The 25,487-nt window shown below is 69.0% G+C and carries 25 protein-coding genes; 8 read left to right on the forward strand and 17 right to left on the reverse strand.

From position 1 onward, the window contains the following. Positions 1–140: 140 nt before the first annotated feature. The gene (locus AC07VX_RS04985; RefSeq protein WP_493162783.1) at positions 141–617 is read right to left on the reverse strand and encodes a MarR family winged helix-turn-helix transcriptional regulator; all 477 of its coding nucleotides are present in this window, start codon (positions 615–617) and stop codon (positions 141–143) included. Positions 618–651: 34 nt separating this feature from the next. Between AC07VX_RS04985 and AC07VX_RS04990 the strand changes: the two genes are divergently transcribed. Beyond that, the gene (locus tag AC07VX_RS04990; RefSeq protein WP_493162781.1) at positions 652–1,389 is read left to right on the forward strand and encodes a siderophore-interacting protein; all 738 of its coding nucleotides are present in this window, start codon (positions 652–654) and stop codon (positions 1,387–1,389) included. 173 nt (positions 1,390–1,562) lie between these two features. Here AC07VX_RS04990 and AC07VX_RS04995 read toward each other — a convergent pair whose 3' ends face one another. From AC07VX_RS04995 to AC07VX_RS05065, 15 genes are read right to left on the reverse strand one after another with little or no spacing between them, the layout of a single operon-like run. After that, the gene (locus AC07VX_RS04995; RefSeq protein WP_493162779.1) at positions 1,563–2,255 is read right to left on the reverse strand and encodes a pentapeptide repeat-containing protein; all 693 of its coding nucleotides are present in this window, start codon (positions 2,253–2,255) and stop codon (positions 1,563–1,565) included. A gap of 33 nt (positions 2,256–2,288) precedes the next feature. Continuing rightward, on the reverse strand, positions 2,289–3,794 hold the full coding sequence (locus AC07VX_RS05000) for an MFS transporter (RefSeq protein ID WP_493162778.1): 1,506 nt from the start codon (positions 3,792–3,794) through the stop codon (positions 2,289–2,291). Continuing rightward, the gene (locus AC07VX_RS05005; protein WP_493162777.1) at positions 3,795–4,994 is read right to left on the reverse strand and encodes an MFS transporter; all 1,200 of its coding nucleotides are present in this window, start codon (positions 4,992–4,994) and stop codon (positions 3,795–3,797) included. A gap of 38 nt (positions 4,995–5,032) precedes the next feature. Continuing rightward, positions 5,033–6,709, reverse strand: coding sequence for a GMC oxidoreductase (locus AC07VX_RS05010; RefSeq protein WP_493162776.1), 1,677 nt, complete (start codon positions 6,707–6,709; stop codon positions 5,033–5,035). A 10-nt stretch (positions 6,710–6,719) separates the two neighbouring features. Further along, complete coding sequence (locus AC07VX_RS05015; RefSeq protein WP_493162775.1) at positions 6,720–7,487, reverse strand: TIM barrel protein; 768 nt, start codon at positions 7,485–7,487, stop codon at positions 6,720–6,722. Next, a complete protein-coding gene (locus AC07VX_RS05020) occupies positions 7,484–8,266 on the reverse strand; it encodes a TIM barrel protein (RefSeq protein ID WP_493162774.1) in 783 nt (260 codons plus the stop codon). The genes AC07VX_RS05015 and AC07VX_RS05020 overlap by 4 nt, the downstream gene beginning before the upstream one ends. Positions 8,267–8,293: 27 nt before the next feature. Next, positions 8,294–9,250 carry a sugar phosphate isomerase/epimerase family protein gene (locus AC07VX_RS05025; RefSeq protein ID WP_493162773.1) on the reverse strand — a complete coding sequence of 319 codons (957 nt, stop codon included), beginning with the start codon at positions 9,248–9,250 and terminating at the stop codon, positions 8,294–8,296. Beyond that, the gene (locus AC07VX_RS05030) at positions 9,243–10,211 is read right to left on the reverse strand and encodes a sugar phosphate isomerase/epimerase family protein (RefSeq protein WP_493162772.1); all 969 of its coding nucleotides are present in this window, start codon (positions 10,209–10,211) and stop codon (positions 9,243–9,245) included. The genes AC07VX_RS05025 and AC07VX_RS05030 overlap by 8 nt, the downstream gene beginning before the upstream one ends. Continuing rightward, on the reverse strand, positions 10,208–11,236 hold the full coding sequence (locus AC07VX_RS05035; RefSeq protein WP_493162771.1) for a sugar phosphate isomerase/epimerase family protein: 1,029 nt from the start codon (positions 11,234–11,236) through the stop codon (positions 10,208–10,210). The genes AC07VX_RS05030 and AC07VX_RS05035 overlap by 4 nt, the downstream gene beginning before the upstream one ends. Before the next feature lie 10 nt (positions 11,237–11,246). Next, positions 11,247–11,645: a C-glycoside deglycosidase beta subunit domain-containing protein gene (locus AC07VX_RS05040; RefSeq protein ID WP_493162770.1), complete on the reverse strand. Its 399-nt coding sequence runs from the start codon at positions 11,643–11,645 to the stop codon at positions 11,247–11,249. Positions 11,646–11,664: 19 nt separating this feature from the next. Then, positions 11,665–12,057 (reverse strand): C-glycoside deglycosidase beta subunit domain-containing protein, encoded by a 393-nt coding sequence (locus tag AC07VX_RS05045; RefSeq protein ID WP_493162769.1) that lies wholly within the window; start codon positions 12,055–12,057, stop codon positions 11,665–11,667. 25 nt (positions 12,058–12,082) lie between these two features. Continuing rightward, complete coding sequence (locus tag AC07VX_RS05050) at positions 12,083–13,093, reverse strand: sugar phosphate isomerase/epimerase family protein (protein ID WP_493162768.1); 1,011 nt, start codon at positions 13,091–13,093, stop codon at positions 12,083–12,085. 25 nt (positions 13,094–13,118) lie between these two features. Further along, positions 13,119–14,300 (reverse strand): Gfo/Idh/MocA family protein, encoded by a 1,182-nt coding sequence (locus tag AC07VX_RS05055; RefSeq protein ID WP_493163825.1) that lies wholly within the window; start codon positions 14,298–14,300, stop codon positions 13,119–13,121. Further along, a complete protein-coding gene (locus AC07VX_RS05060) occupies positions 14,300–15,358 on the reverse strand; it encodes a sugar phosphate isomerase/epimerase family protein (protein WP_493162767.1) in 1,059 nt (352 codons plus the stop codon). The genes AC07VX_RS05055 and AC07VX_RS05060 overlap by 1 nt, the downstream gene beginning before the upstream one ends. A gap of 60 nt (positions 15,359–15,418) precedes the next feature. Next, positions 15,419–17,671, reverse strand: a complete 2,253-nt coding sequence (locus AC07VX_RS05065; RefSeq protein ID WP_493162766.1) for a TonB-dependent receptor — start codon at positions 17,669–17,671, stop codon at positions 15,419–15,421. 381 nt (positions 17,672–18,052) lie between these two features. Between AC07VX_RS05065 and AC07VX_RS05070 the strand changes: the two genes are divergently transcribed. Together AC07VX_RS05070 and AC07VX_RS05075 are read left to right on the forward strand one after the other, a co-directional pair. After that, on the forward strand, positions 18,053–19,096 hold the full coding sequence (locus AC07VX_RS05070; protein WP_493162765.1) for a LacI family DNA-binding transcriptional regulator: 1,044 nt from the start codon (positions 18,053–18,055) through the stop codon (positions 19,094–19,096). Between the two features lie 12 nt (positions 19,097–19,108). Next, positions 19,109–20,029, forward strand: a complete 921-nt coding sequence (locus tag AC07VX_RS05075) for a LysR family transcriptional regulator (protein WP_493162764.1) — start codon at positions 19,109–19,111, stop codon at positions 20,027–20,029. Here the strand turns inward: AC07VX_RS05075 and AC07VX_RS05080 are convergent. Beyond that, the gene (locus tag AC07VX_RS05080; protein WP_493162763.1) at positions 20,021–20,947 is read right to left on the reverse strand and encodes a LysR family transcriptional regulator; all 927 of its coding nucleotides are present in this window, start codon (positions 20,945–20,947) and stop codon (positions 20,021–20,023) included. The two genes, AC07VX_RS05075 and AC07VX_RS05080, sit on opposite strands and share 9 nt — an antisense overlap. Positions 20,948–21,034: 87 nt before the next feature. Between AC07VX_RS05080 and AC07VX_RS05085 the strand changes: the two genes are divergently transcribed. From AC07VX_RS05085 to AC07VX_RS05105, 5 genes are read left to right on the forward strand one after another with little or no spacing between them, the layout of a single operon-like run. Next, positions 21,035–22,207, forward strand: a complete 1,173-nt coding sequence (locus AC07VX_RS05085) for an alpha/beta hydrolase family protein (RefSeq protein ID WP_493162762.1) — start codon at positions 21,035–21,037, stop codon at positions 22,205–22,207. A gap of 16 nt (positions 22,208–22,223) precedes the next feature. Continuing rightward, positions 22,224–23,174: a VOC family protein gene (locus tag AC07VX_RS05090; protein WP_493162760.1), complete on the forward strand. Its 951-nt coding sequence runs from the start codon at positions 22,224–22,226 to the stop codon at positions 23,172–23,174. A 10-nt stretch (positions 23,175–23,184) separates the two neighbouring features. Beyond that, positions 23,185–23,541: a Rieske (2Fe-2S) protein gene (locus AC07VX_RS05095; protein ID WP_493162759.1), complete on the forward strand. Its 357-nt coding sequence runs from the start codon at positions 23,185–23,187 to the stop codon at positions 23,539–23,541. After that, positions 23,538–24,668 (forward strand): FAD-dependent oxidoreductase, encoded by a 1,131-nt coding sequence (locus tag AC07VX_RS05100; RefSeq protein ID WP_493162758.1) that lies wholly within the window; start codon positions 23,538–23,540, stop codon positions 24,666–24,668. The genes AC07VX_RS05095 and AC07VX_RS05100 overlap by 4 nt, the downstream gene beginning before the upstream one ends. Next, positions 24,668–25,483 (forward strand): cyclase family protein, encoded by an 816-nt coding sequence (locus tag AC07VX_RS05105; protein WP_493162757.1) that lies wholly within the window; start codon positions 24,668–24,670, stop codon positions 25,481–25,483. Before AC07VX_RS05100 ends, AC07VX_RS05105 begins: the two co-directional genes overlap by 1 nt. Positions 25,484–25,487: the final 4 nt, after the last annotated feature.

The following is a 25,487-nucleotide window of genomic DNA, read 5'->3' on the forward strand; positions in this document are numbered from 1 at the left end:
AGATGCCAAGGCGGGCTGAGTTCGACAACCATGTCGAACGCTGTGGCCTTCGAAGTTCAGGACTGTCCAAGCCGGCCGCAGCCCATTCATGGCTGGTCGCGCTGCACCCATATCGTCCCCAGGAAGACAGCCACTCTCACTCAGCCGCCCGCATCGTTGCAATCGAGGTTGCCGCGCAGCTTGGACAGCAGCCCCAGCAGCTGCCGTTGCTCGGCCTCACTGAGGTTCTGCACGGCCTGGGCCGACAACTGCTGCGCCTGCCGTCGCACGGCGACCTGCACGGCCTGACCGGCAGCGCTGACCGACAGCCTCACGCTGCGCCGGTCGTTCTCGTCGGTGCTGGCCTCCAGCCAGCCCCGCTCGCGCAGCCCGGCGATCAGCCGCGCGACCTGGCCCTTGTCACGCCCCGAGTGCTGCACCACCTCGCTCTGCGTCGCGCCCGGGTGAGCCGCGAAGAAGCCCAGCATCTTGGCCTCCATGTGACTGAGTTCGTGAGCGCCGTCTTTCAACGCCCGGAACTGGCGCGCCCGGAACAGATGCATGACGCCGTGAATGGCTTCCACCACCTCGTCGGCGAGCGCACCCCTATGGTTGACAAGGTCAACTTGTTTTCGCATGATGGATGACATTATCAACCAATAGACCATCGCCATGTCTCTCATCACCGACACCCCGCCCAGCCGCGTGCGGCGGATACGCCATGACATCGTCAGGCGTGAGCTGCAGGTCAGCCGCGTCGAGCGCCTGGGGCCGAATTTCGCCGCCATCACGCTGAGCGGCGAAGCGCTGGCCGGCTTCCGCTCCGACGGCTTCGACGACCATGTGAAGCTGTTCTTCGGCGCGGACGGCGCCACGCGCCGGGACTACACGCCGCGACGATTCGATGCCCAGCGCGGCGAGCTGACGCTGGAGTTCGCGCTGCACGAGGCCGGCCCTGCGTCGGACTGGGCTCGCCAGGCAAGCGCCGGCCAGCGCCTGGCGATGGCCGGCCCGCGCGGCTCCATGGTGATCCCCACGGACTACGACTGGCATCTGCTGATCGGCGACGCCTCCGCCCTGCCGGCGGTGCACCGACGGCTGGAGGAATTGCCCGCCCAGACCCGCGCGCTGGTGCTGCTGCAACTCGACGACGCCCGCGACCGCCGTGAGCTGCGCAGCGCGGCGCCGCTGGAGCTGCACTGGGTCGACAGCCGCGAGGCCTTGTTGTCCGCGGTCGCGACGCTGCGCCTGCCGACCGGCGACGGCTTCGCGTGGGCTGCTGGTGAAGCCGGCACCATGGCACGACTGCGCCCGCTGCTGCTGGACAAAGGGCTGGCCAAGACTTCGCTCAAGGTGGCGGCCTACTGGAAGGCCGGCACCACGGCTTTTCACGAGACCCTGGAGGATTGAGCTCGGTACCGGCGGCGCGTTGCTCGGTCGCCTGCCTCTGGCTCAGTCCACACGCAGCGCAATGAAGATCCGACCGGCCGGCGCCTGTGCAATTTGGTCGTCCGACGCGGCTATGCCCGACGTCTGCCAAAAGTCCGACTTCGCTTGGCGTCAGGCCGCCGATGGCGGCCGCGCTAGAGAACTTGAACGCCGAGCCCCGCGACGATGGAAACAGCCTGGTCTGTCGACATCGTGCTGCCCTTGAAGTGCTGCAGCAGGTCACCAACCTGGAGGCTACCCAACTTGGCGCGGCGCAGGTCAGCCCGGGTGAACCGCGCGTTCTTCAGTGCCGCATGGACAAGACTGCATTCGAGCAGGACTGCGTCGGTGAAATCACACCCTGACAGATCGGCCCCCTCCAGGTTGAGCGACTCAAGCACCTGCTTGCGAAACGACAACCCCCGCAGATCCGCATTCACCGCCAGACTTTGCTTCAGGCTCATGCCCAGCGTGACAGCCTCGCTGAAGCGTGCACCCGTCAGCTTCACATCGCAGAACCCCGCAGACGACAGCCGCGCTCGGCGCCATTGGGTATTGCTCAGATCGCAAGCTTCGAATCGAGCATCGGTCAGGTCGCAGAGTTCAAAGTCAGCGCCTGCGGCTCGGCAGCCGCGCCAGCGTGTTCCGGCAAGCAAAGCACGGCGCCACCGCGTTCCCACGAAGCTGCAGCTGACGAATTCGGCGCGCCCGAGATCCAGCTCCTCAAGATCCTCTCCGTCGAACATGCAGTGCTGAAAGCGCAGCTCGGGGGCACCGGCCATCAGAAACTGCTGCAGCGATGCGCGATCGAACTGCTGCTGAGTCGCCGTGGTAGCGGACATGGTCATGACGAAACTCCTGGCGCAGGGACAAAGGCCGGCTTACCGGCTGGCGGACTGCCGGGGAGCACCGTGCAATGCAGCAGCCAGCGGCGGCAGGCGCCAGGCCAACAGCACACTGGCACCCATCAATGTCAGCAGGCCAGGCACGGCCAACAGCAACAGGGTCGGCGACCGCGGAGCGGCATCCGGGCGATGAATCAATGCAGCCACCACGGCAACGGCCGCGACGGCCGCGAACTGCCGACACGCGTTGACCACGCCGGACGCGCCACCAGCCTGGTCACGGGGCACCGCCTGCAGCGTCAGCGCAGTCAACGGCGGGCCGATGAAGCCCACCCCGAGGCCCAGCAGCCCTTGAGCCAGCAGGCCAGGCCAAGCCATGACACGCAGTATGGGCTCGCCCCAAAGGCCGGCCGCGGTGGCAGCCATCATCGCAATGCTGGCCCCCTGCAACCCCAGGCCCAGCAGGATGCAGCGCCCTCCCAGCTTCGCAAACGCCAGCTTGCCCAGATAGGTGACGCTCAGCATGACGCCCAATGCGATCGGCATGCACAGCAGCGACATCTGGGTGGCGCTCAGCCCCCCACCCATCTGCCAGGCCAGCGTCAGTGCGAACAACTGGGCCGGGACCACACCAGTGCAAAGCAGCGACAGCAAGAGGCCGCGCCGATAGCCGGCGTCCCGCATCAAGCGTGGTTGCACGATGGGGCGACCACCACGGACCTCGAGCCGGCGGCAATGCGCCCACAACATCCAAGTCCACAACGGCGCGCTGGCCAGCCACAGCAGCAATGCCGCGCTCCAGCCCTGCTCGGGCCCTTGCACCAGCGGCACGCTCCAGGCCAGGGCCGCCAGGAGGCACAAGGTCGCGCCGGCCAAGTCCAGCGCGGTGCCGGGCGACGGTGGGTCCTTGGGCAGCAGCCGCAGCGCGCCGGCAATGGCCAGCAGGCCGACCGGCAGATTGATCAGGAACACCGAGCGCCAGCCCAGGCCGCCCAGATTCGCGTCCACCATCAGGCCCCCGATCACCGGCCCCAACGCGGACGACACGCCGCCCAGCAGGCCGAAGATGGTGAAGGCCCGCATGCGCTCGTGCGGCGCGTACATGGCCTGCATCAGCGTCAGCACCTGGGGCACCATCACGGCGCCACAGGCGCCCTGCATCACCCGGGCCAGCACCAGCCCGGCGGCCGACGTGGCCAGCCCACAGGCCAGCGACGCCAGCGTGAAGCTGGCCACGCCCCACACGAACATGGTGCGGTGCCCGTACAGGTCGCCCAGCCGCCCGCCGACGACCAGCAGCACGGCGAAGGACAGCGCATAGCCGGCCACGATCCACGCCACCTGGGCACCGCTGGCCTGCAAGGCCTGGCCAATGCCGGGCAGTGCGACGTTGACGATGGTGACGTCCAGCAGGTCCATCACGAAGGCGATGGCCACCACCGCGAACGCCAGGCTGCGCCGCCGCGGCGGCATCACCTGGCTGGCAGCGGCGCAGGGCTGCGCCGCCGGCCCCGCGGGGCCGGCGTTGATGCGTTCCCCCATTCAGCGCCCCTGGCCGCTCAGCTGCGGCAGCGGCGTGCGCCGCGCCAACAGCGCCTGGCCCAGCGCGATGGCGATGCACAGCGCGCCGGCGGCCACAAAGGTCTGCAGCAGCCCGCCCGTCCAGCCCCGCGCCAGCGTGACTGCCAGCGGCGACAGGAACTGGCCCAGGAAGAAGGCGCTGGTCCACCAGCCCATGCCGCGGCCGCGGAATTGATCGGGCAGCTCGCGCAGGCCCCAGCCGATCAGGATGGGAATGCACATGCCGGCGCCGAGCTGCTGCACGAAGGCGAAGCCCACCACGGTGTTGATGTCGTGCGACAGGCCGATGCCCACCATGCCGGTGCCCAGCAGCAGGAACAGCACGGTGAACTGCAGCGCCGAGCTGCGCTTGGACAGCAGCTTGTAGACGATGGCCCCCAGCGGCACGGCGATGCTGGCCACGGCGCTGTAGTTGCCGATGCGGTGGATCTCCTTCAGGCCCATGGCGTCCAGGGCCAGCGAGAACTGCAGCGTGTAGACGAAGTAGAGCGCCGCCAGCACGAAGGTGGTGCCGGCGATGCGCAGCATCATCGCGGTCGGGAAGCGCGGCTGTATCCAGCTGCCCGAGGCGGTGAAGGCCGGCGCGGGGCGCTCGGGCTCGAAAAGGAAGAACCACGCCGCCAGCGCAATGACCAGGGCCACGCCGTAGACCAGGAAGGAGAAATTCCAGCCGAAAGACGCCAGGTAGCCGCTGGTTGCCAGCAGCAACGAGCCGCAGAAGGAGCCGACGATGCCCTGCCACATCAGCCACTTGGCGCGCTGGTCCTTGTCGAAATAGTCGCCCAGCAGCGTGTTGCCCATGGTCAGGATGAAGGCCTCGCCCACGCCCAACAGCAGCCGGCCGGCCAGCAGCGCGGTGAAGTCCTGGATGAAGAAGGGCACCATGCCGCCCACGCCGTAGACAGCTGCGAAGCCGATGGCCAGCTTGCGCCGCCCGACCCGGTCGGCCAGCCAGCCGGCAAACGGCGACAGCAACGCCACGCACAGGCCTGGCGCCGACAGCACCAGCGGCGCCATCGTCTGAATGTTGGGCACGTGCTGGAAGTTCTTCACCAGCAGCGGCACGATGGGCATCAGGGCCACGATGGCCATCATGGGCAGCAGGCTGATCGCGATGATGATCAGCCCCTGCGGGATGCCGGCACGGCGTTGGGTTGGCATGGCTTGTCTCCGTTCTTCTGAGTGTCCGCGACCCGGCGTCAGGCCTGCAGTTCGGCCGAGCGTCCGTACTCGCTGGCGATGTGCTCGCAGGCCCGCACCGTCAGCGCCATGGTCGTCAGCGTCGGGCCGCAGGTGCCGTTGGTGACGAAGCAGCTGCTGTCGGTGACGAAGACGTTGGGTGCGTCCCAGAGCTGGTTCATCGCGTTCAGCACCGAGGTCTTCGGGTCGTCGCCCATGCGCGCGCCGCCGCACTCGTGGATGGCTGCGCCGACCGCGACGCTGCGCTTGTAGGCCAGGCGGAACAGCAGGCGCTCATGCCACTTGTTGTTGGGCATGAAAGGGCTGTCGGGGTCGATGCCCAGCGGGCTGATCAGGAAGTCGGTGCGCAGCCCGGCTTCGCGCATCAGCGCCTTCTGCGTGTCGACCTGGTTGCGCAGCAGCTTCCATTCGTTGTCGCGCATGCGGATGCCCACCGAGGGGATGGCCACGCCCAGGCGGTCGCGGCGGCGCGCCAGCGTCACGCGGTTGTCGGCATGCGGCAGCATCTCGCCGTGGCCGGTCAGGCCGACGATGGCATCCATGTGCTGCGGCACCATGGGCCGGCCGATGATGCCCTGCAGGTTGAAGCCACCGGCAAAGCCGCCCGCGCCGGGGCGCTTGAGGTTCTGGAAGCGCGGGATGTAGATGCCGCCGTGGTTGTCGGCCGGCGAGGTGCCGTCCACCAGCTGGCCACCCTTGAAGCCGGGTGCCGAGCCCAGGCTCAGCGTCAGCATCTGGTCCATGAAGTAGCGCCCCAGCGTGCCCGAGGAGTTGCCCAGGCCGTTGGGATGCTTCTCGCCGGCGGAGTTCAGCAGCAGGCGCAGGCTCTCGATGGTGGACGCGCAGACCACGACCACGTTGCCCTTGGCCTCGTGGCGCGCGCCGCTGAACTTGTCGATGTAGGTGACGCCGGTGGCGCGGCCAGTGCGCGGGTCGGTATCGATGCGCTCGACCGGCGAGTTGGAGCGCAGCGTCAGCTTGCCGGTCGCGGCGGCGGCCTGCAGCGGTGTGGTCGTGCGGTTGCGCTGCTCGTCCGCGGGCGTGGCTTCCTTGCGCACATAGCGCCAGGCCATGACCTTGCAGTCCGGCCAGCGGGCCTCCACCTTGGCCTTGAAGGCCTGCTCGGCGTTGCTCAGGCCGGCCGGGCGGACGTAGCTGCCGCTCGGGCAGTAGGCGATGCCGTCGTCGTTGCCCACCACGCCGAGGAAACGCTCGACCTTCTCGTAGTAGGGCGCGACATCGGCATAGGAGATCGGCCAGTCCAGGCCCTGGCCCTCGTGGCTCTTGAACTTGAAGGTGTAGTCCGACATGCGCAGCGCCACCCGGCCCCAGGCCAGGAAGCGCCCGCCCACCTGCTTGCCGCGCAGCCACAGGTAGTTGTCCTGGGGCGACTGGTAAGGGTGCTCGCGGTCGTTGACGAACAGGAAGCTCTTCTCCGGCGTGAAGAAGGAGGTCAGCGCCTGCTTGTGCTGGCCGTTGATGCCGGCCTTGATGCGGGCCATGGAGCCGATGCTGGCGAAGTTGGCCTTGAGCGCCTGCTCGAACTTCTCCTCCGGCAGCGGGCCGCCGGCCTCCAGCACCAGCACGGTCAGGCCGCGCTCGGTGAGTTCCTTGGCCGCAAAGCCGCCCGTCGCGCCGGAGCCGATGACGATGGCATCGAATTGATCTTGTTTCATGGTCTTGGGTTCAAAGGCCCAGGCTGCGGCGCGTCAGCGCCAGGGATTCGGCGATGGGCAGCGTGGGCAGGTATTCGAGGCCGATGGCGCCGGCATAGCCGCGCTGGCGCAGCAGCGGCAGCAGCGTGGCCCAGGGCAGGCGGCCGGTGCCCGGCTCGTGGCGGCCTTCGAAGTCGGCCACCTGCACATGGCCGACCAGCTCGACGCGATCGGCGAAAGCGTCCTCGAAGCCCTGGCCGTCGACCGCGTTGTGGAAGACGTCGGCCAGCACCTTGAGCGCCGGGCTGCCGACCTCTTCCACCAGGTCCAGCCCCTGGCGGATGTTGCGCACGGCCATCAGGTTGCCGTTGATGATCATGTGCACGGGCTCCAGCAGGATGGTCGCGCCGCCGTCCTCGGCGATGCGGCTGGCCTCGCGCAGCACCTTGACGGCGTTGGTGCGCAGCTCACTGTCGGACTGGCCGGCCAAGCCAAACCCGGAGGCCAGGATCATGTGCGCGCCATTCAGGCGGCGCGCCACCGGTACCGCGTCGCGAACGCCGGCCAGCACGGTGGCGTGCTCGGCCGGGTTCACGAGGCTGGCGCGCGGATCGACGCAGAAGCTGAAGACCTCGACGCCGGTCTCGGCCACCACGTCGACGACCGCATCCAGCGGCTTGTCCCGCCACAGCCACATGTCGACCGCATCGAAACCGTCCGCCTTGGCGGCACGGAAGCGCTCGACGAAATCGGGATGCTCGGTCTTGTAGAGCATCTCGATGCAGGGGATCAGCTTCATGCCGCCACCCCGGCCATGCCAAAAACTTCGCGGGTGCGGGCGAGGGACTCCAGCGTCGAGCCGCTCGGGCGGTACTCCAGGCCGATGTCGCCCTGGTAGCCGGCGGCCTTCAGCGCGGGCAGCCAGGCGGCCCAGTCGATGCTGCCCGTGCCCGGCTCATGGCGGCCGTTGGTATCCGCCACCTGCACATAGCCGATCAGGTGGGCGCGCCGCAGAATCTCGCGGTAGTCCTCGCCCATCACCTCGGCGTGGTAAGCGTCGTACAGCAGGCGCACCGCCGGGCTGTCCACCGCTTCGACGATGTCCAGGCCTTCGATTGCCGAAGCCATGAAGAAGCCGACATGATCGATGCGGTTGTTCAGCGGCTCCAGCAGCAGCCGCATGCCGGCGGCCTGAACGCGCGGCGCGGCGCTCTGCAGCAGGTAGACCATGTTGTCGTGCTGCTCGGCAGCCGATGCGCCGGCCAGTGCCGGGCCGCCGGCGATCACCATGTCCTTGGCCCCCAGGCGCTGGCACATCGCCATCGTGCGATCGATGGCGTCCATCACGTAGGTCTCCTTGCTGCGGTCGACGCAGCCCACGCGTGGCCCGACAGTCAGGCTCAGCAGGCGAACGCCCGTTTCCTTCAGCGCGGCCTCCACCGCGTCCATGCCCTCCGGGCCCCACATGTGGAACTCCACCCGGTCCAGACCGGCGGCAGCGGCCGCACGGATGCGGGCCGGCATGTCGCCGGCTTCGTTGAACATGTAGAGGTTCTCAATCACGGCAGACAGCTTCATCGTGTCTTCTCCTTGTCGTTGTTGTTATCAGAGCAGCGGCTGCAGCACGTGGCGAACGGTCCAGGCGTTCTGCATCATGCCGGCCGCCGCGGGTGCAGGGCCCTTGTCGCTCTCGACGATGAGCCAGCCGGCATAGCCGGTCTCGCGCAGCGCGCCCATCAGGGCCGGCCAGTCCACCAGGCCCGTGCCCAACTCGCCGAACCAGCGCTCGATGCGGCGCTCGCCGCCGGCCTGCAGCAGCGCGCGCTCGGCGTTGGGCGCGCGGTACTCGCCCCCGGTGTCGACGGCCAGGGCATCCTTGACGTGGATGTGCTGCACGCGGGCGTGGAAGCGGCGGTACCAGGCGGTCACGTCGTGGCCGGCGATGGTCAGCTCGGCGGTGTCCATGCACAGGCCGACCGTGGCCGGGTCCAGTCGCTCCAGCCAGGCGGCGAGCTCGTCGGCATCGCGCAGCGGCGCCAGCGCGTCCAGATGCAGCACGGTCTTGACGCCCAGCGCCGCCGTCATCGCGCCGACCGCATTCCAGCAGTCGGCGGCGGCGGCCTGGCGCTCGGCGTCCAGCCCGCCGTGGCGGCCATGGGGCGGCAGTGCGCGCACCACCAGCACCTCGCCGCCCACCTCGGCCAGGAAGCGCGCGAACACGCCGGCCTGCTGCAGCAGCAGTGCATGCTGGCCGCGGTCGCTGCAGTCCAGGCCGTGGTGCAGCTCCTCGAAGCTCATCTGCAGCGGGTCGAAGAACAGGCTGGCGACGCGCTGGATGCCCCAGTCGCGCAGGCGCAGCTTGAAGTGATCGACGGAGCCGAAGTTCTGCACGATGTTTTCGGGCCGGCCCATCGGGTCCCAGCGGCCGGTGCCGGCGGCGAGCTCGATGGCGTCGAAGCCGCAGGCGGCCGTCACCTTGAGCGCCCGCTCCTGCTGCTCCATGCGGGCGAAACCGGTGAAGCCCGCCTTCCACTGGTTGGTGGCATAGCCCCACTTAGTCATGAATCGGCCTCAACACGTTGCGGATGGTCCACGCGGCAATCGCCGTGCTCTCGGGGTAGTTGCCGCCGCCGACGTCGGCCTTGTCGTGCTCGACGCCGACCCAGCCCTGCCAGCCGACTTCCTTCATCGCGCCGTACAGCGCCGGGAAGTCCACCAGGCCGCCCTCGGTGCCGATCTCGTAGAACCAGCGCGCCGTCGTCGGCGCCATCACCTCGGCGTCGGGCCTGCGGCGGTAGTCGCCATTCGTGTCGACATCGTGCGTGTCCTTCAGGTGGAAGGCGGCGCAGCGGTCGTGCAGCTTCACGAACAGATCCACCGGGTCCACCCCGGCGATGACGTGCTGGGCCGTGTCCAGGCACAGGAAGACATAGCGCGGATCGGTCCAGTCGTAGAACTTCTGCAGCTGCTCGGCAGTGCGGATGCCGCAGAAGAACTCGTGATGGCAGCAGGTCTTGACGCCATAGCCTTCCAGCGTCATCTGGCCGACGCGGTTCCACAGCTCGGCGCAGGCGCGGATCTTGTCGTCGGTGACCGGCTCCACGTCGAAGTACAGGCCCGCCGGCATGACGATGAAGTTCTGCACGCCGAGGCCGGCGCTGGACTTCATGATGTATTCCGCGTAGCGCACGATGTGATCGTGCGTGGCGCGCACATGCGGCGTGCTCTGGCGCGCGTCGTACATGACGGCGTGGAACAGGCTCAGCACGCGGTCGATGCCGCGCGACTGCATGAACTCGCGCGCGGCCGGCAGGCTGCCGAACAGGTCGCGCAGCGCGCCGAGGTGGAAGTCGAAGGTCTCGATGGCTTCATAGCCGACACCCGAGACCTGCTTGAGAAAAGCGTCGAAGCGCTCCACGGAGCTGTACTGCGAGATCTGGCCTTGGGCCGTGTCCACGCGCCAGTGATCCATGTAGGCGTAGCGCAAGTTGCGCCCGCCCAGCGGCGTTCCGACAGTGTTCATGCAGCTTGTCCCGTGTGCTTGGCGAGGATGCGGCGCGCCAGCGCCTGGTGCTTGGCGACCATGTCGAAGGCGTCCACGCCTCGCATGTAGAGGTGGCCCTCCCACTCGCTGGACATGAAGCCCGTGAAGCCGCCGTCGTGGAAGACCGGCAGGATCTTGTCGTAGGCGATGCTGGTCTCGTTGCCGTCGGCGTCGAAGTCGTAGAACTTGCCATGCACATGGATGACCTGGCCCATGATGTCCTTCCACATGTCGGCCTCGCCGGGGCTCAGGATGTTGAACATCACCGACAGCGCGCTGACGTCGGCCGGGTCAGCCTTCAGCGGCTCGACGCGGCGGGCGAATTCCTGGCGCTTCCAGCCGGCGTCCTTCGGCAGATGCCAGACCTCCAGCGCGAGCTGGATCAGGTGCTCGGGCAGCTCCTGGCGGCGCAGGTTGGCGATGTAGGTGGCGGGCAGGTCGAAGGCGCAGCAGCCGAAGTCGGGCACGAAGCCCAGCAGCGGCGAGTTGGCCTTGGCATAGGCCTCGCGATAGGCCATGACCGGCGGCGAGTTGGGGTTCAGCGGCGCATGCACCTCCGGGCCCATCTTGATGCCGTACTTCTCGGCCACCGGCAGCAGCTTGACCAGCACCTCGGCGGGTGCCGCGAACTGGCAGCGCACGACCGGGAAGCCCATCTTGGCGGCGGCCTCGATCTGCGGCACGTGGTAGGCCACGGCCTCGTCCACGCTCATCATGGTGCCGCGCTTCAGGGCCATGTCGGCATTGATGGACAGGCAGCTGGGCGTGAGGCCGTGCTGGGCCATCAGGTCCTTGAAGCGGGCGGCGAAGTCGTCGCTGACCTTGGGAAATCCGCGGATGCTGGAGAAGCCGATGATCTCCAGGCCCGGGCCGAGCTTGCGGCGCGCAACCTCGGCGATCAGGTCCTCGAAGCCGTAGCGGCGCTCATGCCACTCGTTGGTGAAGCTGTACAGCGTGGAGCCAAGCTTGAAGCCCTTGGCGGCGGGCGTCTGGGTTGCGTTCATGTCGTGAAGCTCAGGCGGCCTGCAGGACCGCGTCGCCGCGGGTCACCCAGGTCAGCATCGGGATGTAGGGCGGGAAGAGATGCAGCGTCAGCACGACCCGGTGCGGGCCGGCGGGCAGCGGCTGCGGCGTGGGCACGTGCAGCGTCACGGAGTCCTGGACGAACCACCACGCGTTGATCTGCTCGGGCAGGTCGGCCAGCGTGTAGCGGCGGCCTTCGTGCTCGACGGTGGCACCTGCCAGCGAGACGAGCTGGTCGTCGACCAGCAGCTCACTGGGCATCACCACCGACAGCGGCAGCGATCGGTACCAGGGCAGGCGGATGTCCAGGGCCAGGCCCTCGGGCGTGATGCGTGAGTCCTGCGGCGTGATCAGGACATCGCTGAAGTTGTTCTTGAAGAAGCGGGCCATGGGGGGCTTTCGGGAAGATTCAGGCGGCGATGCTGAGGACCTTGCTGTCCTGCGTGGTCGGGACGAACGGCAGGTAGGAGATGCGCAGTCGCTCGGCCAGGCCGATGCGGTGCTCGCCCGGCGTCAGGCCGCCGGGGCGGGCCACGACGACGCGGGCCTTCTCGCCGAAGTTCCACTTCTCGTCGAAGCAGCGCTCCATCTCGTCCAGGCTCCAGCTGCGGCCGCGCAGTTCCAGGCGAATGGCCTCGCGCGGCACGGGCTCGCCGTCCACGCTGACGGCGATGTCCTCGACCATGGACAGGCCGAGGCCGCGGTAATACGGCAGGCGCGCCAGCAGCGCGAAGCCGGTGACCTGGCCGTTCGCGGCGACGTTCTCGAAGCCGTCGCTGCAGAGCATGTGTTTGTCCATCATGGTGTGGATCTCCTTGTTGGTCGCGTCAGGCCTGCAGCGCGGCCGGGATGGGTTCGTCGAGCAGGCGGCACAGCATGCGGTGCTGGCGCTTGACCTGTTCCACCGATTGCACGGGGTGGGCGTCCTCGACCCAGCGGTTGCCCTCGTACTCCGAGCAGATGTGGCCCTTGAAGCCGCCTTGCTTGAGCACGGCCACGATCTCGTCGTAGGGGATGGAGTACTCGACGTCGTCCTCGGTCATCTCGTAGAACTTGCCGTGGATGTTGTGGATGCGCGGCATGAAGTCCAGCATGCGCTTGGGCTCGAAGGCGGCGTTGTGGCGCAGCGTCTCGGCCATGGCCAGCGCCGGGCCCGTGCCGCCCATCTCGCGCACGTCGTTCAGCACGTACTCGCTGAGCGTGCGGTCCTCGTAGGCTTTCTCGATGTAGTCGGCGATGTTCTGCGGCACGCCGTTGCGGATGAAGCGCTCCTTCCAGATGCGCGGGAAGCGGTGCAGGAACATGCCCATGTCGGGCAGGAAGCCCAGCGCCTGGGAGCCCGACTTCTCGTAGGCCTCGGCGTGGCGCACGATCCAGGGGTGGTCGAAGTGCAGCGGTGCGTGGATCTCGATGAGGATCTTGATGCCCTTGTCTTCGGCGTAGCTGGCGCACGCCACCAGCACCTCCGGCGCGATGGAGACCAGCGCGCGGATGTACGGCGCACCCAGGGCGGCGCCGAAGTCGATGTCGCGCTTGACGCTGGCCACCTGCTCGGCGAAAGGCATCACCTGGCCCTTGGTGCGCTTGTAGTCCAGCATGAAGTCGTGGCAGACCGGGTAGGTGCCGTAGCGCTCCATCAGTTGGTGCCAGTGGGCGATCTCCTGCGTCGGCATGCCGACCTCGGGCCAGCCCGTGAAGGTCTGCTCGCCGACGACCTCGATGCCCTTGGCGCCGATCTCGGCGCAGGTGCGGATGCAGTCCTCCAGCGACATGGTGCGCAGGAAGGTCTCGTTCTGGAAGCTGTAGAGGCTGACGCCTCGCTTGATGTCGTGACTCATGGTCGTTCTCTCTCTTGTGTGGCGTTCACGCCGCCGCAGCCGGCAGCTTGACCCAGCGCCCGCCCTGGCGGGAGGAGCGCTGCACGGCCTCGATGAACTGCACACCGCGCAGCCCATCGGCAATGGTGGGGAAATGGCAGGCCTTGTCGGCCTTGGCCGCCTTGCCGCCGCTGCGGCGAGCGGCGCGCAGGTATTGCGCGATCTCGGCGTAGAGCGATGCGAAGGCCTCCAGATAGCCCTCGGGATGGCCGCCGGGGATGCGGGCCACGCGCGCACCGGCGGCATCGAATCCCGGCCCGGCGCGCTCCAGGATCTGCGTGGGCTGGCCCAGCAGCGTGAAGCGCAGCTGGTTGGGCTGCTCCTGACGCCATTCGATGCCGCCCTTGCTGCCGTAGACGCGCAGGCGCAGGTCGTTCAGATGGCCGGGTGCCACCTGGCTGGCCCAGATCATGCCGCGCGCGCCGTTGGCGTAGCGCAGCATCACCTGGGCGTTGTCGTCGATGGCGCGGCCGGGCACGAAGCTGTTCAGCTCGGCGCAGACCTGGAACAGCGGCTCGCCGGTCACGTAGTCGGCCAGATGCCAGGCATGCGAGCCGATGTCGCCGATGGCACCGCCACCGGCCTGGGCCGGGTCGGTGCGCCAGGCGGCCTGCTTGTTGCCGCCCTGCTCCAGCGGCTCGGCCAGCCAGTCCTGCGGGTACTCGGCCTGCACGACGCGCAGCTCGCCCAGGCAGCCGGACTGCACCATCTTGCGCGCCACGCGCACCATCGGGTAGGCGCTGTAGTTGTGCGTCACCGCGAAGATCAGGTTCTGCTTGCGCGCCAGCGCCAGCAGGGCCTTGGCGTCGGCGCTGCGCGTCGTGACCGGCTTGTCGCAGATGACGTGGATGCCGGCCTTCAGGAAGGCGGTGGCCACCGGCGCGTGCAGGTGGTTGGGCGTGACGATGGCGACGGCCTCGATGCCGTCGGCACGCGCGGCCTCGGCCCGGGCCATGGCCTCGTAGCTGTCGTAGCAGCGCTCGGGCGCCAGGCCCAGGGCCAGGCCGGAGCGCAGCGCCTTGTCGGCCGATGACGACAGCGCGCCGGCCACCAGCTCGTAGTCATCGTCCAGGCGGGCGGCGATGCGGTGCACCGCGCCGATGAAGGCGCCCTCGCCGCCCCCGACCATGCCGAGGCGGATGCGTGCGGGCCTGGCAGTCGTGGCCATCATGCGATCCCCAGCATGCGGCGCAGCTGCGCCGGATCGGTCTCGGCGCCCGCAAAGTCGTCGAAGGCCTTCTCGGTGACCCGGATGATGTGATCGCGGATGAAGGGCGCGCCCTCGGCGGCGCCCTGCTCCGGATGCTTCAGGCAGCATTCCCATTCCAGCACGGCCCAACCCTTGAAGTCGTACTGCGCCATCTTGGAGAACACGGCCTTGAAGTCAACCTGGCCGTCGCCCAGCGAGCGGAAGCGGCCGGCCCGGTTCACCCAGGACTGGAAGCCGCCGTAGACGCCCTGGCGGCCGTCGGGCCGGAACTCGGCGTCCTTGACGTGGAAGACCTTGATGCGCTCGTGGTACAGGTCGATGAACTGCAAGTAGTCGAGCTGCTGCAGCACGAAGTGCGAGGGGTCGTAGGCGATGTTGAGGCGGCGGTGGCCGTCCAGGCGCTCCAGCAGCATGTCGAAGCTGACGCCGTCGTGCAGGTCCTCGCCCGGGTGCAGCTCGAAGGCGATGTCCACGCCGGCCGCGTCGTAGGCGTCCAGGATGGGCTTCCAGCGCTTGGCCAGTTCGTCGAAGGCCGTCTCGACCAGGCCCGCCGGGCGCTGCGGCCAGGGGTAGAGATAGGGCCAGGCCAGCGCGCCGGGGAAGCTGATGCTGGCGTTCAGGCCCAGGTGCTTCGAAGCCTGAGCCGTCTTCAGCACCTGGTCCACCGCCCAGGCCTGGCGCTCGGCCGGCTTGCCGCGCAGCGCCTCGGGGGCGAAGGCGTCGAAGGCCTCGTCGTAGGCCGGGTGCACGGCCACCAGCTGGCCCTGCAGATGGGTGCTCAGCTCGGTGATCGCGATGCCGTTCTCGCGGGCCACGCCGGCGAAGTCGTCGCAGTACTGCTGTGAGGATGCTGCGGCGTCCAGGTCGAACAGGCGCGCGTCCCAGGTGGGCACCTGCACGCCGCGGTAGCCGAGCGAGGCAGCCCATTTCGTGATCGCGGGCCAGGAGTTGAACGGGGCCTGGTCGCCGGCGAACTGGGCCAGGAAGATGGCCGGCCCCTTGATCGTGGTGCTCATGATGGTCTTGGAGGTTCGGGCCGGTGGCGGCGGCAGGCGCCGCCACCAGCGGGCGCAGGATCAGAAGTCGTAGCTGGCGCGGATGCCGAAGGTGCGCGGGTCGCCGACGAAGAAGGAGCCAGGCACGCGGCTCTCGATCGTGACCTTGTCCTCGAGGTTCTTGACGAAGAGCTGCACGAACAGCTTGCCGCTGTCGTTGGACCAGCCCAGGCTGGCGTCGCTCTTGTGGAACATCGGCTGCACGTAGCGGATGCCGACGGACGGATCGCTGATCGTGTAGCTGCTGGACAGGCGCTGGCCGATGGCCGCCGAGATCTCCCCGCCCGAGGCGAGCGGGAAGCGATGGGTGTAGCCCAGGCTCAGCACCGCCTTGGGCGCGCGGTCGAGCTGCTGGCCGGACCAGTCCGCCGTGGTGTTCGGCTTGTAGTGGTCGAACTCCGCCTTGGTATAGGACAGCGCACCGCGCCACTGGCCGAAGTCGCTGACCAGCCAGCGCGCCTCGAGCTCGACGCCGCGCACCGTGGCGCTGGACGCATTGGTCGTCAGCGAGCCGCAGCTGCTGGGGTCGGCGGTCAGGCAGACCACCGCGTTCATCTGCATGTCCTTGTAGTCGTAGTTGAACAGGCTGGCCGTCAGTTGCAGGCGGTCGGCCAGCAGCTTGGACTTGATGCCCCCCTCGATGGAACGCAGATGCTCGGGCCTGTAGCTCCCCGCGCTGGCCTTGTCGTTGAAGCCGCCGGCCTTGTAGCCCGTGGCCATCGACGCGTAGACCATGGTGCCGGGCATCAGGTCATGGTCCAGCCCCAGGCGCCAGCTGGTGTCGTTGAAGCTGACCGACTTGTCGTAGGCCGCCGTGCTGACCGTGGCGGGCGCCACGGCCGGCGTGCCTGCCAGCGTGTCCACGCCGGCCTTCTCGTCGCGGGTCTTGCGCAGGCCCAGCGTCACGCGGGTGTCGGGCAGCAGCGAGTAGGTCGCCTGGCCGAACGCCGCCTTGGACTTGTTGCGCACATCGATGTTGAAGGGGACGTTGACCGTGAAGGAGCCGAAGGGCGCGGTGATGAAGGTCTGGTACAGAGTGTCGCGGTGGATCTTCTCGTCGAAGGAATACAGGCCCGCCACCCAGCGCAGCGCGCCCTGGCCCGCCGAGTTCAGACGCAGCTCGTGCGAGGTCGAGCGGCTCGTGCCCTTGATGCCGCCGCGGAAGGGGAAGCCGAAGTAGACGCCGTTCTGCACGTCGTCGAGGTCGCCGCTGGCATGGGCCAGCTGGTAGGTCAGGTCGGCGAAACCCAGGCTGGTCTTGAACTCGCCGCGCAGCGACTCATTGCTGTTGTCGCGGCGCGCATCGGTGTTGGTGAAGCGCAGGCCGGCCGTGCGCTGGGCCGCCGAGCCGCGGTCGACATAGACGGGGTTCTGGATGTTGTTGCCCGTGTTGGGCGGCGAGAACGGCAGGTTGTCGATGTAGGTGCCGGTGAAGAAGTTGCCCATGGGCACCGGCGTCGCGCCGCCGCCGCCCTGGTGGCTGGCCTCGGCCGTCAGCAGCAGCGAGGTGTCCTTGCTGAAATTGGCCAGCAAGTGCACGCGGCCGGCGTAGTCGTCCTTGCTCTCCAGCGGGATGCCGGCATTGGGGCCAGGCTTGAAGAAGCTGTCGCGCTTGGCCGAGGACACGGCGGCACGCAGCAGCAGCATGTCGTTGATCGGCGCGTTGATCATGCCCTCGACGCGGCGGGCGCCGTAGTTGCCCACCTCGGCCTCCACCCGCGCGCCGAAAACGCGCTTGGGCTTGTTGGTGATCAGGTTGATGGCACCGGCCGTGGCGTTGCGGCCGTACAGCGTGCCCTGCGGGCCGCGCAGCACTTCGATGCGGTCCAGGTCCAGGAAGGCGCCGGTCTGGGCCTCGAAGCGGGCGATGTAGGCACCGTCCACGTTGAAGGCGGCGGAAGGGTCACCCTTCTCCGTCATGTCCAGGCTGACGACGCCGCGGATGGCGATCTGCAGCTTGCCGCTTTCCTGCCCGATGACGACGTTGGGCACCGCCTCGGTCAGCGCGCGCGGGTCGCCGATGCCGGCTTCCTTCAGGTCCTCGCCGCCGAGCACCGACAGCGCCACCGGCGCCTTGGAGGCCGGCTGGGCGACCTTCTGCGCCGTCACCACCACCTCGGGCAGGGTCTTGGGGCCCGCCTTGGCCTCGGCGGCCTCGGGTGCGGCCGTCTCGGGTGCAGCGGCGGGGGCAGCCTGAGCGAACAGCTGGCCGGCCGCCAGGGCCAGGGTCGTGACGGCCAGGGTACGAACGCCGATGCGGAAGGATTGATCCATGCTTTGTCTCCTCTAGGGGTTGTGATGAGCGCTCTTGCGGAGCGCTCTCGGGGCACTGCCGCGCCCACTGATCTGATGGAAGAGAAGGTAAGCGGTTTCCCAAATTTCCCCACTCAGGGTTTACGCGAAACATCGGTGCTTCGCATCAATGCCACCCATCAATCCCGTGAATGCCGGGTTCGTGAAAGAGAACATCAACACACAGAACTCCCACTGTTTATTGATCAAAGTCGATGTTTCTTCCGTCGACGATGGACAAGAAGCATCGGCTTGGGCCACGCTGGCACCCCGGCTGCGACCGGCGTTCCCGCGGAAGCCCGGGCCAGTGACTCGCCGGACACCCTGATTTTCATGTAAAGCGTTTCCCGCTATGCTCGACGCATGCCCAGGAAGCCGTCCCTCCCCTCGCCCGCCGCCAGTTCTTCGCCGCTCCCCGAGCCCTCGGGGAGCAACGCCTCCATCGCCGCGGTGGCGGCGCTGGCAGGCGTGTCGACGGCGACCGTCTCGCGGGTGCTTAACCAGAGCAAGCCGGTGAATGCCCAGACCCGGGAGCGGGTGGAGGCGGCCGTGGCGCAACTGGGCTACCGCGCCAATCCGTTCGCGCGCAGCCTCACCAGCGGCGAGAGCCGGCTCATCCTCATCGTGGTCCCCGGCCTGGCCAATCCCTTTTTCGCCGAGATCATCCAAGGCATCGAGTCCGTGATGCGGCAGCACGGCTACAACATCATGCTGTCCATCACCTCCGGCGATGGCCCGCTCGATCCGATCTACGAGCGCCTGACCGATGGCGTGATCAGCATGGCGCATGCGCGGCGCCCGCACCCCCGGGTCGAAGGCGCAGGTGGCCGCGAGGTGCCCTGGGTCGCCTGCTCCGAGTTCGTGGCCGACACCCCCATCCCTTACGTCAGCATCGACCACCGGCAGGCCGCGATGGACGCCGTGCAATACCTGCTGAACCGCGGGCATCGCCGCATCGCGCTGCTGACCGCGGACGAGGACTACGCCTGGGCGCAGCAGCGCCGCGCCGGCTACATGATGGCCATGGAACGTGCGGGCTTGACCGTCGACCCCAGCTACATCCGCGTGGCGCGCGGCACCGATTACGAAGACGGCCGCGAGGCGGCCATTGGTCTGTTGACACTGGCCGAGCCGCCCACGGCCGTGTTTGCCGGCGCCGACACCTTGGCCATCGGCGCCATCAAGGCCTTCCGGCGCGGCGGGCGACGCGTACCCGAAGACATCGCCGTCGTCGGCTTCGACAACGTGCCGCTGGCCCAGGTCTTCGAGCCGGGCCTGACCACCATCGCCCAGCCGATGCGCGAGCTGGGCGCTGCGGCGGCGGAACTGCTGCTCGAGCTGCTGGCGGGCCGCAATCCGGCACCCCGCATCCTGCCGCACGCGCTGGTCATGCGCGACTCCGCCTGAAAGCCGGCGGGTATGCGCTTCAAGAAGCTGGACCTGAACCTGCTCGTGGCGCTGGACGCGCTGCTGGTGGAGAGCAGCATCAGCCGCGCGGCCGAGCGCGTGCACCTGAGCCAGGGGGCCATGAGCAATGCGCTGGCGCGGCTGCGCGAGCATTTCGACGACGAGCTGCTGGTGGCCGTGGGCCGGCGCATGGAGGCCACCCCGCGGGCCGAGGCTCTGAAGCCTCTGGTGCGCGACCTGCTGGTGCGCATCGACACGACGCTGCAGGTGCAGCCGCGCTTCGACCCGACGACGACGGACCGCAGCTTTCGCATCGTCGTGTCCGACTATTCGCTGTGGGTCTTCGTGCCGCATCTGCTGCGCCATGCCGCCAGCCTGGGCGCCAGCGCGCGCTTCGAGTTCCTGCCCCAGGTCGGCGAGCCGACCCAGGCGCTGGAACGCGGCGAGGCCGACGTGCTCATCATCCCCAAGCGCTTCGTATCGCCGGAGCATCCGGCGGCGCCGCTGTTCCAGGACCAGTTCACCTGCCTGATGGCCGCCGACCACCCGCTGGCCGGCCAGCCGCTGACCCGCGCGGCCTACGAGGCGGCCGGCCATGTGGTCATGCAGCCCGCCTCCGTTTCGGGCACCGCCATCGACGCACTGCACCTGCAGCAGCTCGGCATCCAGCGCCGCGCCGAGGTCACCTCCTACAGCTTCTCGTCCCTGCCGGGCATGCTGCTGGGCACGCAACGCCTGGCCACGGTGCAGCGCCACATCGCCGCCCAGGCCTGCCGCCACCTGCCGCTGGTGATGGCCGACCCCGAGTTCGAGCTGCCCCAGGTGGACCAGCGCCTGCAATGGCATCGCCACCGCAGCGAGGACCCCGGCCTGCTGTGGCTGCGCGAGACGCTGCTCGCCGCCGCCCGGCAGATGGACGGCGCCTCAGCCTGAGTGCGCCTCCCGCGCCAGCGCCTCGCCGGCCTGCCTGAACAGCCCGCGCAGCCAGGCGATGCCCTGGTCCTGCGAGCGGTACTTGTGCCACTGGATGGCCTGCTCCATCGGCGGGATGGCGATGGGACAGGGCAGCACGGCCAGCGGCCACACCGGCAGCATCAGCCGCGCCAGCCGTTCGTGCAGCGTGGCCACCAGCTCGGTGCCCACCACCAGCCCCGGCATGGCCGCGAAGCCGTAGCTGGTGGCGACCACCTTGCGGGCCACGCCCATGCGTCGCACGAACGCGTCCTCGAAGGCCGCCGCGCGCGCCGCCTGCGGCCGCATGATGACGTGGCCGGCCTCGAGGTAGCGCTCCAGCGTCAGCTCGCCCCGGGCCAGCGCGCTGCCCGCCCACACCACGCAGACGAAGGACTCCCGGTACAGCACCTCGTGCGGGTGCTCGGCCGACATCAGCGGCTGCGGCAGCACCAGCAGGTCGGCCTCGCCGCGCTCCAGGTCGCGCTGCGGGTTGTCGACCTGGGGCAGGAAGTCGAACTTCACCGTGCTGCCCTGGGCCGCCGCGGCCGCCATCACGCGCGGGCCGACCACCAGTTGCGTGTAGTCCGACGTGAAGATCTTGAAGCTGCGATCGCTCTGCGTCGGGTCGAAGCTGGGCTGCATGGCGATGGTGCTGTCCACGCGCACGAGCACGTCGCGCACCGCCTGCTGCAGCGCCTCGGCGCGCGGCGTGGGCTCCATGCGCCGGCCGACCTGCACGAGCAGGTCGTCGCCGAAATAGTCCCGCAGCCGGGACAGCGCATCGCTGGTGGCCGACGGGCTGAGGTTCAGCCGCACCGCGGCCCGCGTCACGCTGCGCTCGGTGAGCAGCGCGTCCAGCGCCACGAGGAGATTCAGGTCCAGTCGGTTGAAGCGCATCGCCCCGCCAATGATTCGGTTTCATCGAATTATGGAATGGACGGAATCCGCTTTTCCGAACGATCGGCCATCGATAGCCTGCGGCCCATGTTCAAGTATTTCCCTACCAACTACGTCTGGAACCTCTCGGTCGACCTGGCCCTGGAGATGGGCGCGCGCATCGGCGAGATCGAGGCCATGTGCGCGCCGCTGCAGGAGGCCGCCAAGGCGCCCGACGCGGCCGGCACGCGCGCCTTCCGCGAGACCTGGGTGCGCATGGCCGACCAGCTCTGCGAACTGGCCGCCGAGGACGAGGCCCGTGGCCGCCTGCTGTCGGCCGGTGAGAAGCTGCGCCGCGCCGCCAGCTACCTGATCACCGCCGAACGCCTGCAGGCCCACGACGCCCCGGGCCGCATCCCCCTGTACCAGCGCGAGCTGGCGCTGTTCCAGCAAGGCTCGGCGCTGATGGGCGACCGCGTGCAGCGCGTCGAGATCCCCTACGAAGGCCAGGTCCTGTCGGCGCTGTACCTGCCGGCCGAAGGGCTCAAGCCCGGCGAGCGCGCGCCGCTGCTGCTGCAGCTCAACGGCCTCGATTCGACCAAGGAGCTGAAGTACCTCGTCGGCATGCCCGCCTGGCTGGCCAAGCGCGGCGTGTCGTCGCTGGTGCTGGACCAGCCCGGCACCGGCGAAGCCCTGCGCCTGCACGGCCTCACCGCGCGCTTCGACACCGAGCACTGGGCCAGCCGCGTCGTCGACTGGCTGGCGCAGCACCCCGAGGTCGATGCGAAGCGCATCGGCTGCGAGGGCGTGTCGCTGGGCGGCTACTACTGCCCGCGCGCGGTGGCCTTCGAGCCGCGCTTCGCCTGCGGCGTCGTCTGGGGCGCCAACCACGACTGGCGCGAGGTGCAGAAGCGCCGCCTCGAGAAGGAAGGCGACTTCCCCGTGCCGCATTACTGGGCCCATGTCTGCTGGGTCTGGGGCGCCAAGGACATCCCCGACTTCATGCGCATCGCCGAGGACGTGCACCTGGACGGCGTGCTCGACCGCATCCGCGTGCCCTTCCTCGTGACCCACGGCGCGCGCGACTCGCAGATCCCGCTGAAGTGGGCCGAGCGCACCTACGAGCAGCTCGTCAACAGCCCGGCACGCGAACTCAAGGTCTTCACCGACCGCGAGGGCGGCAGCCAGCACGCCAGCTTCGACAACAGCATCAACGCCGGCCACTACATCGCCGATTGGGTGGCCGAAACCCTGGGGGCGCGCACCGCCCTCCAAGCCTGAAGAAAGTCAGAACGACATGCAGATCATCGGACCCGATGCGCTGGTCTTCGGCGTCGACGACGTCGCCGCCTGCGCGCAATTCCTGACCGACTACGGCCTCACGCCCGTGGGCGTCACCGACGCCGGCGGCCGCTTCGAGGCCGAGGACGGCACGGCCGTCGTCATCGCCCGTGCCGACGACGCCACGCTGCCGCCGCCGCTGGGCACGGCCAGCCTGCTGCGCAAGACCGTCTACGGCGTGAAGGACGTGGCCACACTGGCCGCCATCGCCGAGGAACTGGGCCGCGACCGCGAGATCAAGCGCCTGCCCGACGGCTCCCTCGAAGCACTGGACGACATGGGCTTCATGCTGGGCTTCCAGGTCAGCGTGCGCCGCCCGCTGCAGCAGCGCGGCGAAGCCGCCAACCTGCCGGGCGCACCGGCACGCGCCGTCAACGCGGTGGCCGTCACCGAGGACACGCCGCACCGTCCGCTGACGCTGTCCCACGTCGTCTACTTCGTACCCGACGAGGCCAGGGCCACGGCCTTCTACACCGAGCGCCTGGGCTTCCGCTGCACCGACCGGCTGCTCGGCGCAGGCCCCTTCCTGCGCCCCGCCGGCACGGACGACCACCACACGCTGTTTCTGATCCAGACGCCGCCGTTCATGAAGGGCGTCGAGCACTTCACCTTCCACATGAGCGGGCCCACCGCCGTGCTGCAGTCGGGCTACCGCCTGGTGGCCAAGGGCTACCAGTCCTTCTGGGGCCCGGGCCGCCACAAGATGGGCTCCAACTGGTTCTGGTACTTCAACAGCCCGCTGGCCACGCACATCGAGTACGACGCCGACATGGACCAGCACGACGATGCCTGGACCGCCCGCAGCGTGCCGATGAGCGCCGACGCCTCGCAGGCCTTCCTGTTCCAGTCGCGCGACAAGTGGGCGCCCGGCGGCCCGCCTCCGGGCGGCAAGCCGCCCGCGCACTGAGGCCAGCCCCATGACGCGCCTGTGCCATCAGCACGAGCTGGCCGAAGGCCAGGCGCGCGGCTTCGACCCCGAGCGCCGCGGCCAGGACAGCCTGCTGCTGGTGCGCCATCAGGGCCGGCTGCACGCCTGGCGCAACGCCTGCCCGCATGTGGACGGCGCGCCCCTCGCTTGGCGCCGCGACGCCTACCTCAGCGCCGACCGGCAGCAAATCGTCTGCTACGCGCATGGCGCACGCTTCGACATCGCCACCGGCCGCTGCGTCAGCGGCCCGGCACTGGGGCAGGCGCTGAGCCGCGTGCCCCTGCACATCCAGAACAACGGCGAGGTGCACCTCGCCACGCCCCATCCACAGGAGACAAACCCATGAGCCTCGCAGCCTCCCGCGTCCTCATCATCGGCGGCGGTTTTTCCGGCATGGCCGCCGCCATCGAACTGCGCAAGCACGGTGCCGAGGTCGAGCTGGTCGAGATCGACCCCGACTGGCGCAACTACGGCGCCGGCATCAGCCTGGGCGGGGCCACGCTGCGCGCCTTCAAGCAGCTGGGCGTACTGGACGCTTTCCTGCAGCACGGCGCGGCCAGCGACGGCGTGCAGCTGCGCCTGCCGCACGGCCAGCCCATCGGCGAGCTGCCCACGCCGCGCCTGGCCGGCCCCGACGTGCCCGGCGGCGGCGCCATCATGCGGCCCGTGCTGGCCAAGATCCTGGCCGACGCCACGCGCGCCAGCGGCGCCACGGTGCGGCTGGGCTGCACCTTCACCGCCATCGAGCAGGACGCCGACGGCGTGGACGTGACCTTCACCGACGGGCAGCGCCGGCGCTACGACCTGGTCATCGGCGCCGACGGCCTCTACTCCAAGGTGCGCGAGGCCCTGCTGCCCGATGCACCCCGCCCGCAGTACAGCGGCCAGGCCGTCTGGCGCGCCGTGCTGCCGCGGCCCGACGAGCTCAAGACCATCACGATGTGGATGGGCGGCGCCGTCAAGCCGGGCGTGAACCCGGTGTCGGCCGACCAGCTCTACGTCTTCATCACCGAGCACCGTCCCAGCAACGACTTCGTCGACCCGGCCACCTTTGCCGACACGATGAAGGCCCTGCTGGCGCCCTTCCCCGACCCGCTGCTGCAGGGCCTGCGCGCACAGATCACGCCCGCCTCGCAGATCGTCTTCCGCCCGCTGGAAGGCCTGCTGGTGCGCGGCGACTGGTACCGCGGCCGCGTCGTACTGATTGGCGACACGGTGCACGCGACGACGCCTCACATGGCCTCCGGCGCCTGCATCGGCATCGAGGACGCCCTCGTGCTGGCCGACGAACTCGCCAGCAAGAACACGGTCGATGCGGCCCTGGCGGCCTTCCAGGCGCGACGCTTCGAGCGCTGCCGCCTCGTCGTCGACAACTCGGCACGGCTGGGCCAGATCGAGATGGAAGGCGGCTCCAAGGAGGAGCACGGCCAGATCATGCGCGCGACCCTGATGGCCCTGGGCCAGCCCATCTGATGCCCGCCGCCCTGCGCCCGCCCCGCCGCACCCGCCGCCTGGTGGACCTGTCGATCTACCTCGAGAACGACGTGCTGTCCGACCCGCCGCCGCTGGCGCCCAAGATCACCTACCAGAAGCACCAGGACACGCTGCACGAGTTCATGGCCATGATCCCCGGCACGAAGCCCGAGGACTACCCCGACGGCGAGGCCGCGGCGGCCGAGTGGGTCACGCTGACCACGCACAACGGCACCCACCTCGACGCGCCCTGGCACTTCCACTCCACGCAGGACGCCAAGAACGGCGGAGCCCGCCCCAGCATCACCATCGACGAGGTGCCGCTGGACTGGTGCCTGCAGCCCGGCGTCAAGCTGGACTTCCGCCACCTGCCGGACGGCCATGTCGCCACGGCCGCCGAGGTCGAGGCGGAACTGGCCCGCATCGGCTGGGATCTGCAGCCGCTGGACATCGTGCTCGTCAACACCCGCGCCGGCTCGCGCTACGGCCACCCGGACTACCTCGGCGCCGGCTGCGGCATGGGCTACGAGGCCACCATGTATCTGCTGGAGCGCGGCGTGCGCCTGACCGGCACCGACGCCTGGAGCTGGGACGCACCCTTCTCGTACACCGCCAAGAAGGTGGCCGCCACCGGCGACACCTCGCTGATCTGGGAAGGCCACAAGGCCGGCCGCGACATCGGCTACTGCCACCTGGAGAAGCTGCACAACCTGGAGGCCCTGCCCGCGCACGGCTTCCAGGTCAGCTGCTTCCCGCACAAGATCCGCGGCGCCTCCGCCGGCTGGACGCGTGCGGTCGCCATCTTCGAGGACTGACGCC

The organism is Roseateles sp. GW821-FHT03B02 (assembly GCF_059421025.1).